The organism is Sulfuricaulis sp., from assembly GCF_040901545.1.
Lineage (GTDB): Bacteria > Pseudomonadota > Gammaproteobacteria > Acidiferrobacterales > Sulfurifustaceae > Sulfuricaulis.
This window is the reverse complement of sequence record NZ_JBBDYL010000052.1, coordinates 51,050-65,783: the sequence shown is the minus strand read 5'-3', so window position 1 is coordinate 65,783 and position 14,734 is coordinate 51,050. Positions and strand designations below refer to the sequence as shown.

Below are 14,734 nucleotides of genomic sequence, written 5' to 3'. Positions count from 1 at the left end.
GTTGACTTTTGTCGCCACGTGTCTGGTATCGGGCGTGTATCTCTATTGGGCCTGGAATCATTCGCTCATGCCGGGTGAAGCGTTAATTGAGATAAAACCAAAAATGCCGCTCAAGGCAATCGCGAACCATCTTTCTCAGCGGAAAATATTGCCCGAGAGCTATTCTTTTATCTTATTGGCTTATCTCTCCGGTCATGATCGTGATCTGAAGTCCGGTGAATATCGTTTCCCTAACGGTATCAGCGCCAAGGAAATGCTGGATCGTATGGTTGCCGGGCGAGTAATAGAATATCCGGTTGTGCTTTTGGAAGGGCGCACATTCGGGCAATTCTTGCAGACACTGGCGGAGGCTCCCAAATTAACCCTCACGCTGAGAGGTTTAGCCCCGGACATCATCATGGATCGATTGGGACGGATGGGTGAACATCCCGAAGGCCGGTTTTTTCCAGACACTTACTATTATTCCGCAGGACAAAGCGACCTCAAGATCCTGACGATTGCCTATGAAAAGATGCAGAAATTATTGCTGCAAGAATGGGAACAACGTGACGCGGGCCTTCCGCTCAAGGATCCATATTCCGCGTTAATATTGGCATCCATCGTTGAAAAAGAAACCGGCCGCGCCAATGAGCGCAGGATAATTGCAGGGGTTTTTATCAATCGGTTACGTCGCGGTATGCGTCTTCAGTCCGATCCAAGCGTGATCTACGGCATGGGCTTGCAGTTTGATGGAAATATACGCTTAAAAGACCTGAAACACGACACGCCATATAATACCTACACACGCGGCGGTCTTCCGCCAACGCCCGTGGCCATGCCCGGGAAAGATTCACTTCTGGCCGTGCTCCATCCAGAGCAAACCAATGCATTGTATTTTGTCGCTCGAGGAGATGGGACACATGAATTCACTTCGACACTGGAAGATCACAATAAGGCTGTGATCAAATATCAGCTGAAAGGTAAACCTAAGATGCCAACATCTAGCCAGGTAATCATTCAGAGCACTGATGTCAACAAGAGTCAATTAAAAAAATAATAGTGGACAAATCAATGGCAAAAGGATTTTTTATTACGCTTGAAGGTATGGAAGGTGCGGGCAAAAGTACAAGCCTAAAATTTATAATGAAATGGTTCACAGAACGCTCAGTTGAGCCAGTGGTTACTCGAGAGCCTGGAGGTACTGAGTTAGGTGAGAGAATACGTGCATTAGTTCTTGATCCGCAGTTTAAATCAATGGCTCCCGATACAGAATTATTACTTATGTTTTCTGCACGTGCTGAGCATTTGGACAAGGTTATTAGACCCGCCCTTAATGAAGGTAAAGTTGTTCTATGCGACCGTTTTACTGACGCCACATACGCATATCAAGGTGGAGGGCGTGGAATACCAGATGAACGCATTCGAACATTAGAAAACTTTGCGCAAGGTGGATTACGACCTGATTTAACCCTATTGCTTGATTTTCCAACTGAATTATTTCCAGTTGAATTGGGCCTTGCACGCGCTAATGGACGTAGTGCTCCTGATCGTTTTGAACAAGAAAATAGAGAGTTCTTTAATAATGTTCGCAAACATTATCTTGAGATTGCAAGTCTAGAACCGCAGCGTGTTCGTATCATTGACGCAAAAAAGAAAAGAGTAAACGTAGAACATCAGATCAGTGCAATTCTTGACGAGATTGTATGGCCGATACTGAAGTAACTGAATTCGGGCACGTGAGTGTCGAACGCTATCCGTGGCATGATCGCCTGTGGTTGATGTTGGCACCCCAGATTGATCGTCTGCCGCACGCGCTGCTGCTGCATGGTCGACCCGGTTTGGGGAAACAATCCTTTGCCTTCCGGCTGGCGCAAGTCTTTTTATGTACCAATGCTCAGGGAGGCGCTGCCTGTGGCGAATGCCGGGGGTGTCAATGGTTTACCGCCGACACCCATCCTGACCTCATCTTTATCACTCAGATGGAAGAGACGAAAAGCATCACCATCGACCAAATCCGTGAACTCGGGGACTTTCTGTCATTGAAACCCCATACGGCCAAACATAAGGTCGTCATTATTTCCCCGGCGGAGGCCATGAACCTCAATGCCGCGAACAGCCTGCTGAAGTTGCTCGAAGAGCCCCCTCCGGGGAGCATTTTGCTGCTGGTCACAAGCCATCCTGCTCACCTGCCGGTTACCATACGCAGCCGCTGTAGCCATTTGCGGTTTACTCCGCCCGATCGTCAAGTTGGATTACACTGGATGCGCACGCGTCATTCCGGGGAAGCCCCGCTCGAAAATCTCCTCGAAATGGCAGGCGGGTCACCACTTTTGGCAGAGTCGCTGGTTCGAGACGGGTTCGTCCAGAGCCGGGCCGTTCTGCTCCAAGACTTGGAATCACTGTATTTCGGGCACGAGGATCCGGTTACCTGTGCGGCACGCTGGAAGCGTCTGGGGATGAAACCCTGTCTGAACTGGTTATATGGATTTGTGGCTGATTTAATTAAAGTTGAGATGGGAGGTCCGGCGTCGTCGCTGACAAACCCCACGGTGGCGTCAAATACCACCCATCAGAATTATAAATATAAAATTAGTGTGTTATATAATTTAATTGATACTATACATGAATATCAGCGTCACATCAGCGGTCCGCTCGATGAATTGATGGTCCTGGAGGATGTTTTGATCAGTTGGGCACGCATGCGCCGACTACAATGATATGAGCAGTTGTTTTTATGACCACAAAAACCTCTTCATCGATGCCCGCCGGCTTAACCAAGCCTGTTAGGCCCGGTCCCAACGTGGCGCGACCGGGCGTACTGTCGCTCACGATAAAAGACAAAAACGCGCTTTACGCGGCCTATATGCCGTTTGTGAAAGGAGGCGGAATATTTGTACCCAGTAACCGGGCTTATAAACTCGGAGAAGAAATATTCATGCTGTTGACGCTGATGGACAGCAAGGAAAAAATTCCGGTTGCCGGCCATGTAATCTGGATAACTCCCGCCGGGGCCCAAGGCAGCCGTACTTCAGGAATTGGCATTCAATTCAGCGAAAAGGATTCCGGTATCGCGCGCCACAAAATCGAAGGAATCCTCGCCGGTGCGCTGAATTCCGAGCGTCTTACGCATACTATGTAATGTGACGCCGCTCGTCGATTCTCACTGCCATCTTAATTTCGAACCCCTGAATACCGGTCTGGATGACGTGCTCCAGCGTGCCCGCGATAACGGGGTAACGCATATGTTGTGCGTGTCGGTTACTCTGGAAACTTTCCCGGAAATTAGCCAACTATCGCACCGTAATGAAAATATTTATGCCTCTGTCGGTGTCCATCCCAATGAAAAAGAGGGACATGAGCCATCGGTTAAAGACCTTGTCGATCTGGCGAAAGACGAAAGGGTGGTGGCCATCGGTGAAACGGGGCTGGACTATTATCGCGATAGAGGAGAGATGGGTTGGCAGCAGGAAAGATTTCGCAATCACATCCGCGCGGCGAAACAGTCCGGGAAACCACTCATCATCCATTCACGCGAGGCGTCCGTGGATACCATACGTATCATGCGCGATGAAGGCGCCGCTGAGCCAGGCGGGGTGATGCACTGTTTTACCGAAAGCCGGGAAGTTGCACGCCAGGCTCTGGACCTGAACTTCTACATCTCGTTTTCCGGGATTGTCACCTTTCGGAATGCGGAAGCCCTGCGTGAAGTAGCCAGACTGGTTCCTTCTGATCGCCTGTTAATCGAAACGGATGCACCGTATCTCGCCCCCGTGCCATATCGCGGTAAAACCAACGAGCCGGCCTATGTGCGCCATGTTGCGGAATGTCTGGCGAATATCCGCGATGTTCACACCGAATCGATTGCAGAGATTACAACGCGTAATTTTTTTACATTGTTCAAACACGCCGGACACTGAGAAAGCGCGTGTGAAAACCAGGGCTTAATGATATACGGGAATATCGAAAATAAATTAGGATGAAACTGCTGTAAAAGGATATTGCAATACGAATCGTTATTTGATCATTACCTTACAATGGGTTACAGTTGCCCTCTGTTTGTTCAAGCCATCGTCCATAGATATCAATCCGCTAACCGCGGTTTTCATCGCGGGATCGTCGCGGACAGGACGATAAAAATCTATCGAAAGCGCGACATTACACGTAATTAGGAAACACTAAGGTCAAATTGACCTGTGTAAGCTGTCTTTCATTGCAAGGCTGAGTGGAGTGATGGCGCATGATGCCATGCACGTGGCCGACACAGGAGATCCCGAGTGACGAGAACGCGGACCAGTGACAATAAGCGCGTGCTTCAAGGATTCAGCCTGCTGACAGACCATGATATCTACTTATTTCGTCAGGGTAGACACGTCCGCTTATATGAAAAACTTGGCTCGCACTTGCTTACGGTCAAGGGTACCCCACCAGGTGTGCAATTCGCGGTTTGGGCACCTAACGCGCATAAAGTCTCCGTTATCGGTGATTTCAACGACTGGCGGCCGGATACGCATCTATTGCGAAAGCGTGAGGATGATTCAGGCATTTGGGAAGGGTTTATTCCAGGGGTTACTGCGGGAAATCATTATAAATACCATATCACTTCCCATCATAATAATTACCGTGTCGAGAAATCCGATCCATTCGCCATGCGTTCCGAGGCGCCTCCGCGCACGGCATCCATTGTATGGGGTCTCGATTTCGACTGGGACGACAGTCAATGGATGGAAAAGCGCACGGAGTCGAACGCCCTAAACTCGCCAATGTCCATTTACGAAGTGCACCTCGGTTCCTGGCGATGTGTTCCTGAAGACAACAACCGCTCGCTTAGTTACCGCGAACTTGCCGGTCAGCTGGCAGATTATGTAAGCGATATGGATTTCACCCATGTTGAAATCATGCCGGTGACGGAGCATCCGTTTTACGGTTCCTGGGGGTATCAGACCACGGGATATTTCACACCCACCGCGCGTTACGGCACACCGCAGGATTTCATGCATCTCGTGGATCGCCTGCACCAGAACGATGTAGGAGTGATACTCGACTGGGTGCCTTCACACTTTCCCACCGACGAGCATGGGCTCGTGTATTTCGACGGTACTTACCTGTTCGAACATGCCGATCCAAAGCTCGGTTATCACCCGGAATGGAATTCAAGTATCTTCAATTACGGAAGGCACGAAGTACGCTCGATCCTGATCTCCAGCGCGCTTTTCTGGCTCGACAAATATCATGCCGACGGCTTACGCGTCGATGCGGTGGCATCAATACTCTACCTCGATTACGCACGCCAAGCCGGTGAGTGGATACCGAATGAATACGGTGGCAGGGAAAATATCCAGGCAGTCCAGTTTCTGCGCGATTTGAATGAGGCCGTGTACCGCGATCACCCAAGTGCGCAAACCGTTGCCGAAGAGTCCACCGCCTGGCCAATGGTATCGCGGCCGACTTACCTCGGCGGATTGGGCTTTGGCTTGAAGTGGAACATGGGCTGGATGCACGACACGCTGAAATATTTCTCGCTCGATACCATCTACCGCAAATATCATCATGATCAGCTTACCTTCAGCATCTGGTATGCATTTCACGAGAACTTTATTCTGCCGTTCTCCCACGATGAGGTGGTACACGGCAAGGGTTCCCTCCTCGGGAAAATGCCCGGAGACGACTGGCAAAAATTCGCCAATCTGCGCTTGTTGTTCGGATACCAATATAGCCATCCCGGGAAGAAATTATTGTTCATGGGCGGCGAATTCGGACAATGGCGCGAATGGAATCATGATCGAAGCCTTGACTGGCATTTGCTCGGAAACGCCCCGCATCAGGGGATTCAACGCTGGTTGCAGGATCTAAATCATTTTTACCGGAGAGAACCCGCTCTCTACGCCCGGGATTTTGAGAACAATGGGTTTGAATGGGTGGACCTGCATGATTGGGAACACAGCATCATCAGTTTCTTCCGCAAGGGTGAAAAACCCGAGGACCTGGTGCTGGTTGTTTGCAATTTCACACCGGTGCCACGTACCGACTATCGTGTCGGTGTTCCGCATGGCGGGTTTTGGCGTGAAGTACTGAACAGCGATGCCGTGATTTATGGCGGGAGCGGTCAAGGAAATGTCGGCGGAATCGAAGCGGCACCAATTCCAGCGCATGGTCGTTACTATTCCCTCTCATTGACATTGCCACCATTGGGAGCGCTCTACTTCAAAGCTCCGGGTGCGCCGCCGGTGCACGAATAATAGCAATAATTCATCTCATGTCGAAAACACATACATCAGAATCGAAGATTGCATTCGAAGGACGCGCTCGCGTTGTGATTGAAGAGGTCGCGCCGGAGATCGACAACGGGCGGTTCCCGATAAAACGCGTTGTCGGAGAATCGGTTGTTGTCGAAGCTGATGTATTTGTTGACGGGCACGAAAAGATCACGCCCGTTGTGCTTTACCGCCGCGAATTGAACAAGGAATGGACTGAAGTGCCGATGGCAGCCTTGGGGAATGACCGTTGGCGAGCCACATTCCGCGTGACGGAAATAGGACGATACCGTTATACCATCATGGCTTGGGTAAACCATTTTCAGTCATGGCAGTTCGATTTAACGCATCGACCTGATACCGACCCGGATCTGACGATGGTGTACAAAAGCGGGGCTGAACTGATCAAGAAAGCATCTGTGAATGTTACGGGCCGTGAGGCCGAGAAGTTGAATTCGGCCGCCCGGACATTAAACGGCAGCGCTTCGTTAGATGAAAAACGACGCGTGGCGCTGGATGACGAAATTACTGACCTGATGGAACGTTACACCAGCCGGCAACAGGTGACGCGTTACGACAAGGAACTGACGCTCGTGGTGGACCGGGAACGCGCACGATTCAGTTCCTGGTACGAATTCTTCCCGCATTCCTGCCAAGGCAATCAACACGCCGGCTTCCGGGACTGCGAGGCACGATTGCGCTATGCCGCATCCATGGGATTTGACGTAGTTTATTTACCTCCGATACATCCTATTGGACGGGCATACCGCAAGGGACCGAACAATACTCTGACCGCCGGACCCGAGGACACGGGTAGTCCATGGGCCATCGGTGCAAAAGCGGGCGGCCATAAATCGATACACCCGGCGCTGGGCACGATCGACGACTTTCGCCGGTTTGTGGGCAAAGCGAAGGAACAAGGACTTGAGGTAGCGCTGGATGTCGCCTATCAGAGTTCACCGGATCATCCGTATGTCAAGGAGCATCCTGAATGGTTCCGCCGCCGTCCGGACGGGAGCGTACAATATGCCGAGAATCCGCCGAAGAAATACCAGGACATCTATCCTTTCGATTTCGAAACCGAGTCATGGGAAAGCCTGTGGCACGAACTGAAGGACATTGTCGGATTCTGGATCGGGCAGGGGATCAGGATTTTCCGCGTTGATAATCCGCATACCAAGCCTTTTGCTTTTTGGGAATGGCTGATCAACGATATCAAACGCCAACATCCCGATGTTCTGTTTCTGGCGGAGGCCTTCACGCGACCCAAGGTGATGCACCGTCTGGCCAAACTCGGTTTTACGTTCTCCTACACCTATTTTACCTGGCGCAATACCAAGCATGAGCTGACCGAGTATTTTACCGAGTTGACGAAGTCCGAGAGCCGGGAATATTTCCGGCCGCACGTATGGCCCAACACTCCCGACATTCTCAATGAATACCTCCAGTTCGGAGGGCGCCCGGCCTTTCTGGTGCGGCACACGCTGGCGACAACGTTGGCGGCGAGCTACGGAATCTATGGGCCGGCATTTGAGCTCGCCGAAAACCGCGCCAGCAAGCCCGGCAGCGAGGAGTACCTGGATTCCGAGAAATATCAATTGCGGCACTGGGACACAAACCGGCCAGACAGCCTGAAAGATCACATCACACGCGTAAATCGCATCCGTCGGGAAAATCCCGCATTGCAGAGTGACTGGAGTCTGCGGTTTCATGATATCGATAATGAAAAGCTGATTTGCTACAGCAAAACAACCGACGACCTGGGCGATATTATCCTCGTGGTTGTCAATCTGGACCCGCATCACCGCCAGTCCGGGTGGGTCGATCTGCCGCTGGAGATGCTGGGTGTCCATGCCGAGCAACCGTACCAGATGCACGACCTGCTGAGCGACGCTCGCTACATCTGGAACGGCACGCGCAATTATGTCGAGCTCGATCCACAGTTGTCGCCAGCGCATATTTTCCGTCTCAGACGGCGTGTTCGGTCTGAGCAGGATTTTGATTACTACATGTAACCACTCCGAATGAGCAGCGATCCGCGCACAACCCCCCTCGACGTTGATCCGCTCTGGTACAAGGACGCCGTCATTTATGAATTGCACGTCAAAGCCTTTTTTGACAGCAATAACGATGGTATCGGCGATTTTCCCGGATTGACCGCTAAACTCGATTACTTGCAGGCACTCGGGGTAAACACTCTTTGGATACTGCCTTTTTACCCGTCACCCATGCACGACGACGGTTACGATATTTCGGATTACCGGAATATCTTTCCGGAGTACGGTTCACGCAAGGACTTCACGACGTTTGTACGTGCCGCCCATGAGCGCGGATTACGAGTCATAACCGAGCTGGTCATCAATCACACATCCGACCAGCATGCATGGTTCCAGGCAGCCCGGCGCGCTCCGCCAGGTTCTCCAAAGCGTGATTTCTATGTCTGGAGCGAAACCGCCAAGAAGTTTGAACAGACCAGAATTATCTTTACCGATACCGAGAAATCGAACTGGGCCTGGGACGATGAAGCCAAGGCGTATTACTGGCATCGGTTTTTTTCACACCAGCCGGATCTTAATCACAACAATCCGCAGGTCGTAAAAGCGATAACGCGCGTCATGCAATTCTGGCTCGATCAGGGCGTGGACGGTCTGCGGCTCGATGCGATTCCCTATTTATGCGTGCGCGAAGGCACCAATAACGAGAATCTGCCCGAGACACATGCCGTGATAAAACAGATGCGCGCGGTCATCGATGCGCATTACCGCAATCGCATGTTTCTGGCGGAAGCCAATCTGTGGCCCGAAGACGTGCGCGATTATTTCGGCGTCGGTGATGAGTGCCACATGGCTTATCATTTTCCGCTCATGCCGCGCATGTACATGGCCATTGGACAGGAGGACCGGCATCCGATTGTGGAAATCATGCAACAGACCCCCGAAATACCGGAGATTTGTCAATGGGCGATTTTCCTGCGAAACCACGACGAACTGACGCTGGAAATGGTCACGAACAAGGAGCGCGACTACATGTATCAGATGTATGCCGCCGACCCGCGAGCGCGACTTAATCTGGGCATTCGCCGGCGGCTCGCGCCACTCATGGATAACGACATGGACAAGATCCGGCTGATGAACAGTCTGCTGCTGTCGATGCCGGGATCGCCGATCATCTATTACGGCGACGAGATCGGCATGGGAGACAATATTTACTTGGGTGACCGTAATGGCGTGCGTACGCCGATGCAGTGGTCACCGGATCGCAATGCCGGATTTTCCCGCGCCGATCCCCAGCGGTTGTTTATGCCGCCAATCATGGACCCGGTATACGGCTTCGAGGCCGTGAACGTGGAAGCGCAATCGCGCGATCCGTCATCGTTGCTGAACTGGATGAAACGGCTGCTCGCCGTACGAAAAAGCAGCAAGGCCTTCGGACGCGGGACATTGCATTTTCTCAAACCCGGAAACCGCAAAATGCTGGCGTATATCCGTGAATATGCCGACGAGATCATCCTGTGCGTGGCCAATTTGTCGCGCTCGGCACAGCCGGTGGAACTGGATCTTTCCCGGTACAAGGGTTGTGTCCCCGTGGAGCTCATGGGTCGGACCGCCTTTCCGCCCATCGGAGATCTCCCCTACCTGCTCACGCTGCACGGACATGGTTTTTACTGGTTCCGTCTGGCGAAGGGGGAGGAAGTGCCGTCATGGCACGAAGAACGTCTCCCGCGCGAAGAACCACCCTTATTGGTGCTATTCGATGGCTGGCACAGTTTCTTCCGCGACCGGGTCGTGCCGTGGCGCATCGCCATGGCGGAGAAAGTCCGGAAGCAGTTTGAAGAAGAGGCACTGCCCCGGTTTATATCTTCCCAGCGCTGGTTCGGATCGAAGGGGGAAGCGGTGTCGCGCGTGGTGCTCCATGATCACGCCGAGTGGATTGACGATCACGCGAACTGGTACCCGGCGTTGTTTCAGGTAGCCAGCGTGAAGAGCGGATCTACTACATACTTCATTCCACTCTCACTGGTTTGGGAAAGTGACTCCGAGGAACGCCAACGCGGCTTGTTGCCGGCATGCGTAACTCGAGTCCGCCAACAGGCGCGCATGGGGATGCTCGGGGATGCGTTTGCCGACGAAGCTTTTTGCCGCGCCCTGGTTCTGGCAATCGCATCGTCGCGTGAATTTGATTGCACATCCGGAAAGATTCATTGTGTGCCGACCAGTGCTTTTGACGCTCTGGCGGGAATGCCCGTCTCGGCGCTTCCCGTGCATCAACCGAACGCACAGGCAAGCAACACGACCGTGACCATCGGAGATCGGTTGTTTCTGAAAGGTTATCGGCGTCTCCAGGAAGGCGAGAGCCCGGAAGTCGAAATCGGCCGTTTTCTGACGGAGGTGGCGCATTTTCCGAATATTGTGCCGCTAGCGGGCACGGTTGAATACAAACGGAATGACGGAATTGTAATGACATTGGCTATATTGCAGGCTTATGTCGAAAACCAGGGGGACGGTTGGAGTTACACGCAGAATTACCTTGAACGTTATCTGGAACAAAATCATGCCGCCGCGGGCACCCGCGCTGATCCAACCGAGACCCATGGGGCTTTTCTTGCCTTGATCAAGATTCTCGGTCAGCGTACGGCGGAATTGCACCAGGCCTTGGCGACGACCACGGGGAATGCGGCTTTCGACCCCGAGCCCATCCAATCTCACGACACTGATGCCTGGTTACGTCAGGTTCAGAAAGAAGCGGATTCCACCTTTGAACAATTGCGGAATCGGCTTGGCGAATTGCCCGATTCGATACGAACTGACGCGGAAACTTTGCTCTCACAGAGCGAGGAAGTGCGCCAGCATCTGGAAGAATGTATACCGGCGCGGATAGAGGCCATGAAAATCCGCTTTCACGGAGATTATCACCTGGGCCAGGTTCTCCTCAGTCAGAATGATTTTGTTATCATTGATTTCGAAGGCGAACCGGCCCGTCCGTTGACGGAGCGTCGCAACAAACACTCGCCACTCAAGGACGTGGCAGGCATGCTGCGATCGTTCAATTACGCAGCGTATACGGCTTTATTTCACTTAGCCCCAGAACGCCCTGAAGGGTCTGAAGCTATCGAGCGATTGGTGTTAGATTGGGAGTCGGAAACAGCGCGTGTTTTTCTCGAATCATATGAACAAAACGCTCGTAGTTCAGGGCTATACTCCGACTGGCAGGAGGCGCGTCGTCTGCTCAACCTTTTTGTTCTGGATAAGGCGTTTTATGAGCTCCGCTACGAGCTGGGCAATCGCCCGCAATGGATTCACATTCCCTTGCGCGGCATCATGGAGCTTATAATGAAAAGCCCAGCAGTATGACAAGAAGTCTTCAACAGTGATGGTTACACGCGACCCGGTTGTCCTCGTGTAACCTAAATCTTTTTCAAGAGTTGATAGGAAAAAGGAGGGTGTTATGGAGCAGGTAAGTCTAGCATTGGAACCGGTCCGGGCATTTCTTACGCAATTGGGGTATTTTTTGCCGAAGCTGATTTTGGCAATCATTGTTCTGGTTGCAGGCTGGCTGTTTGCAAAATTTCTCAAGTTGATCGTAGTAAAAGGGTTGCAGGCCATTAACTTCCATGTGCTCACCGAAAAGGCCGGGATAGACGGCTTTTTGCAGCAAGGCGGTGTCAAAACCGGAATGGCGGGAATACTGGGTGCGCTCATCTACTGGCTTGTCATTTTGATTACTCTGGTTATCGCCTTCAACAGCCTGGGGCTTACTTACGTCACTGATTTGGTGAGCCGCGTTATTCTGTTTATTCCCAAGGTCATCGTGGCGGTGGTGGTACTGGCGATCGGTATGTATTTCGCGCGATTCATTGCACAGACGGTATCGGCCTATTGCAAGAACGTCGGCCTCGAGGATGCGGATCTGCTTGGGAAAATCGCCCAGTATGCCATCATGGTGTTTGTCGTGCTGATCGCGCTCGATCAGGTAAACGTGGTCACCGATATCATTCGTCAGGCGTTCCTGTTGCTGATTGCCGGCACTGTTTTGGCATTGGCCTTGGCATTCGGCATCGGCGGTCAAAAGATGGCAGCGGATTTGCTGGAACGTTGGTGGCCCAAGAAGGACACTTCGGATACGAAGCACAACGAGTAATCACAACAGGTCAAAACCGGTTCGGCATTATCGGCACGCATTTGTTGCTTGCCTGTTCTCGAGGTTGGCTGTCGTGCTGAGGATATAATGAGTCATGAATAATAACATGCTCGTCTGGCCGGGCCGTCCTTATCCTCTGGGTGCCACCTGGAACGGCGAGGGTGTCAACTTTGCGCTTTTCTCCGAACATGCCGAGAAGGTGGAACTGTGCCTGTTTGAACCCAAGGGCGGGCGGGAAATAGCGCGTCTGCCGATAACCTGGCAGACCGATCAGGTGTGGCATTGTTTCCTGCCCGATGCGCGTCCCGGCCAGCTATACGGGTACCGCGTTTACGGACCGTATGATCCCAAGCGAGGCAAACGATTCAATCACAACAAGTTGTTACTCGATCCTTATGCCAAGGCCGTCGTAGGACAGGTCAAATGGAGCAATGCGGATTATGGTTATCGCGTCGGCCACCGGCTGGAAGATTTATCGTTCGATCGCAGCAACAATGCCCCGGGAGTCCCCAAATGCAAGGTCATCGATCCAGCCTTTACGTGGGGCGGCGACGAGCTGCCGCGCACACCTTGGCACGAGACCATCATTTACGAGTTGCATGTCAAGGGATTCACGCAAAATCACCCCGAGGTGCCGCCGACTCTGCGCGGCACTTACGCCGGGCTTGCCACCGAGCCGGTGATCCGGCATCTCAAGCACCTGGGCGTGACCGCCGTCGAACTCATGCCGGTGCACACCTGTGTGGATGAACGCCACTTGGTGGAAAAAGGCCTGCGCAACTATTGGGGTTACAATTCGATCGGTTTCTTCTCCCCTGACATGCGCTACTCGGCGACCGGGGCGGTAGGCGAATTCAAAACCATGGTCAAGACGCTGCACTCGAATGGTATCGAGGTGGTACTCGATGTGGTCTATAACCATACCGCCGAGGGCAACCATCTCGGTCCCACATTATCCTTCCGTGGCATCGACAACGAGGCCTATTACCGGCTGAACGCCAGCGATCCGCGCTTGTACGTCGACTTCACCGGCTGCGGCAACACGCTCAACATGCAGCACCCACGGGTGCTGCAGCTCATCATGGACAGCCTGCGCTATTGGGTGCTGGAGATGCACGTGGACGGTTTCCGCTTCGATCTTGCTTCGGCCCTGGCGCGCGAACTGCATGACGTCAACCGTCTGTCCGCCTTCTTCGACATCATTCATCAGGACCCGGTGCTGTCGCAAGTGAAGCTCATCGCCGAACCCTGGGACCTGGGCGAGGGGGGTTACCAGGTTGGCAATTTCCCGGTGGGCTGGACTGAATGGAACGGCAAGTACCGCGACGTGGTGCGCGCCTACTGGAAAGGAGAAGGCGGCGTCATTGGCGAACTGGCCTACCGCTTGACCGGTTCCAGCGACCTGTACGGCCACAGTGGGCGCAGACCGTATGCTTCGATCAATTTTGTAACGGCGCATGACGGTTTCACATTGCATGATCTCGTGAGCTACAACGATAAACACAACGATGCCAATGGCGAGGACAATCGTGACGGCAGCGACCATAATCTTTCATGGAACTGCGGAGTGGAAGGCTCGACCGACGATCCGGCGATAAAAACCTTGCGCTCGCGCCAGAAACGCAATTTTCTCGCGACATTATTGTTATCCCAAGGCGTGCCCATGCTGCTCGCGGGAGACGAGATGGGCCGTACTCAGCAAGGCAATAATAATGCCTACTGCCATGACAGCAAGCTTACCTGGATAAACTGGAATCTTGTCCCGGAAGACCAAGAGTTGATCGCGCTCGTCAGACGGCTCATTCAAATACAACAGCGACACCCTGTGTTCCGGCGGCGTTCGTTTTTCCAGGGGCGCCGCATCCATGGCAGCGATATCAAGGATATCGCCTGGCTCAAACCCGACGGTACTGAAATGACTGACGAAGAGTGGCAACAATCGTTCGCTCGCTGTCTCGGACTATTCCTCGCCGGTGCCGGACTCGACGAGTTCGATGACCGCGGCCGCCCAATCAAGGACGTTAATTTTCTGTTGCTGCTCAATGCCCACCATGACGAGATCGGGTTTGTCTTGCCGGCCTACCGTCCGGGCATGTTGTGGAAGGCGGAGCTGGATACCAGTCGTGACGCCGGTCTCGGACGCGACGGGACTTACGAAGGCACGCACGTCTATCCGCTGCAGGGACGATCGCTCGTGCTGCTGCGCGAGGTCGTCAACACACCGGCAGGACCCTGAACGGGAATCACCGGGTGTCCTTCAGAATGTTGGTGTTTGTGGTATTGACCGCGCTCCGGTGCACCGCGGAACTTGCTTAGCGGAAAAAAGATTCACTGAAAGGTAACGTGTCTTGGCCGCAGCATGACAC

At 52.9% G+C, this 14,734-nt stretch carries 10 protein-coding genes; all 10 read left to right on the top strand.

Annotated elements, in window-relative coordinates:
* Position 1: 1 nt before the first annotated feature.
* On the top strand, positions 2-1,036 hold the full coding sequence (gene mltG / locus WD823_RS10820) for an endolytic transglycosylase MltG (protein WP_368429504.1): 1,035 nt from the start codon (positions 2-4) through the stop codon (positions 1,034-1,036).
* Positions 1,037-1,050: 14 nt separating this feature from the next.
* Positions 1,051-1,701 (top strand): dTMP kinase, encoded by a 651-nt coding sequence (gene tmk / locus WD823_RS10815; RefSeq protein WP_368429525.1) that lies wholly within the window; start codon positions 1,051-1,053, stop codon positions 1,699-1,701.
* Complete coding sequence (locus WD823_RS10810) at positions 1,683-2,696, top strand: DNA polymerase III subunit delta' (protein ID WP_368429503.1); 1,014 nt, start codon at positions 1,683-1,685, stop codon at positions 2,694-2,696. Before tmk ends, WD823_RS10810 begins: the two co-directional genes overlap by 19 nt.
* A gap of 41 nt (positions 2,697-2,737) precedes the next feature.
* Complete coding sequence (locus tag WD823_RS10805; RefSeq protein ID WP_368429524.1) at positions 2,738-3,118, top strand: PilZ domain-containing protein; 381 nt, start codon at positions 2,738-2,740, stop codon at positions 3,116-3,118.
* A gap of 1 nt (position 3,119) precedes the next feature.
* Positions 3,120-3,896: a TatD family hydrolase gene (locus tag WD823_RS10800; RefSeq protein ID WP_368429502.1), complete on the top strand. Its 777-nt coding sequence runs from the start codon at positions 3,120-3,122 to the stop codon at positions 3,894-3,896.
* A gap of 390 nt (positions 3,897-4,286) precedes the next feature.
* Positions 4,287-6,215 (top strand): 1,4-alpha-glucan branching protein GlgB, encoded by a 1,929-nt coding sequence (gene glgB / locus WD823_RS10795; RefSeq protein WP_368429523.1) that lies wholly within the window; start codon positions 4,287-4,289, stop codon positions 6,213-6,215.
* A 17-nt stretch (positions 6,216-6,232) separates the two neighbouring features.
* The gene (locus tag WD823_RS10790) at positions 6,233-8,245 is read left to right on the top strand and encodes an alpha-1,4-glucan--maltose-1-phosphate maltosyltransferase (RefSeq protein WP_368429501.1); all 2,013 of its coding nucleotides are present in this window, start codon (positions 6,233-6,235) and stop codon (positions 8,243-8,245) included.
* 9 nt (positions 8,246-8,254) lie between these two features.
* The gene (gene treS / locus WD823_RS10785; RefSeq protein ID WP_368429500.1) at positions 8,255-11,581 is read left to right on the top strand and encodes a maltose alpha-D-glucosyltransferase; all 3,327 of its coding nucleotides are present in this window, start codon (positions 8,255-8,257) and stop codon (positions 11,579-11,581) included.
* A 94-nt stretch (positions 11,582-11,675) separates the two neighbouring features.
* Positions 11,676-12,368, top strand: coding sequence for a hypothetical protein (locus WD823_RS10780; protein ID WP_368429499.1), 693 nt, complete (start codon positions 11,676-11,678; stop codon positions 12,366-12,368).
* Between the two features lie 94 nt (positions 12,369-12,462).
* The gene (glgX, locus tag WD823_RS10775; protein WP_368429498.1) at positions 12,463-14,604 is read left to right on the top strand and encodes a glycogen debranching protein GlgX; all 2,142 of its coding nucleotides are present in this window, start codon (positions 12,463-12,465) and stop codon (positions 14,602-14,604) included.
* The last annotated feature ends 130 nt before the right edge of the window (positions 14,605-14,734 follow it).

Bases quoted from the DNA above. Each gene is read 5' to 3' on its own strand.
- treS (WP_368429500.1), top strand. From the start codon at position 8,255: ATGAGCAGCGATCCGCGCACAACCCCCCTCGACGTTGATCCGCTCTGG.
- WD823_RS10805 (WP_368429524.1), top strand. From the start codon at position 2,738: ATGCCCGCCGGCTTAACCAAGCCTGTTAGGCCCGGTCCCAACGTGGCG.
- WD823_RS10790 (WP_368429501.1), top strand. From the start codon at position 6,233: ATGTCGAAAACACATACATCAGAATCGAAGATTGCATTCGAAGGACGC.
- tmk (WP_368429525.1), top strand. From the start codon at position 1,051: ATGGCAAAAGGATTTTTTATTACGCTTGAAGGTATGGAAGGTGCGGGC.
- WD823_RS10780 (WP_368429499.1), top strand. From the start codon at position 11,676: ATGGAGCAGGTAAGTCTAGCATTGGAACCGGTCCGGGCATTTCTTACG.
- glgX (WP_368429498.1), top strand. From the start codon at position 12,463: ATGAATAATAACATGCTCGTCTGGCCGGGCCGTCCTTATCCTCTGGGT.
- WD823_RS10810 (WP_368429503.1), top strand. From the start codon at position 1,683: ATGGCCGATACTGAAGTAACTGAATTCGGGCACGTGAGTGTCGAACGC.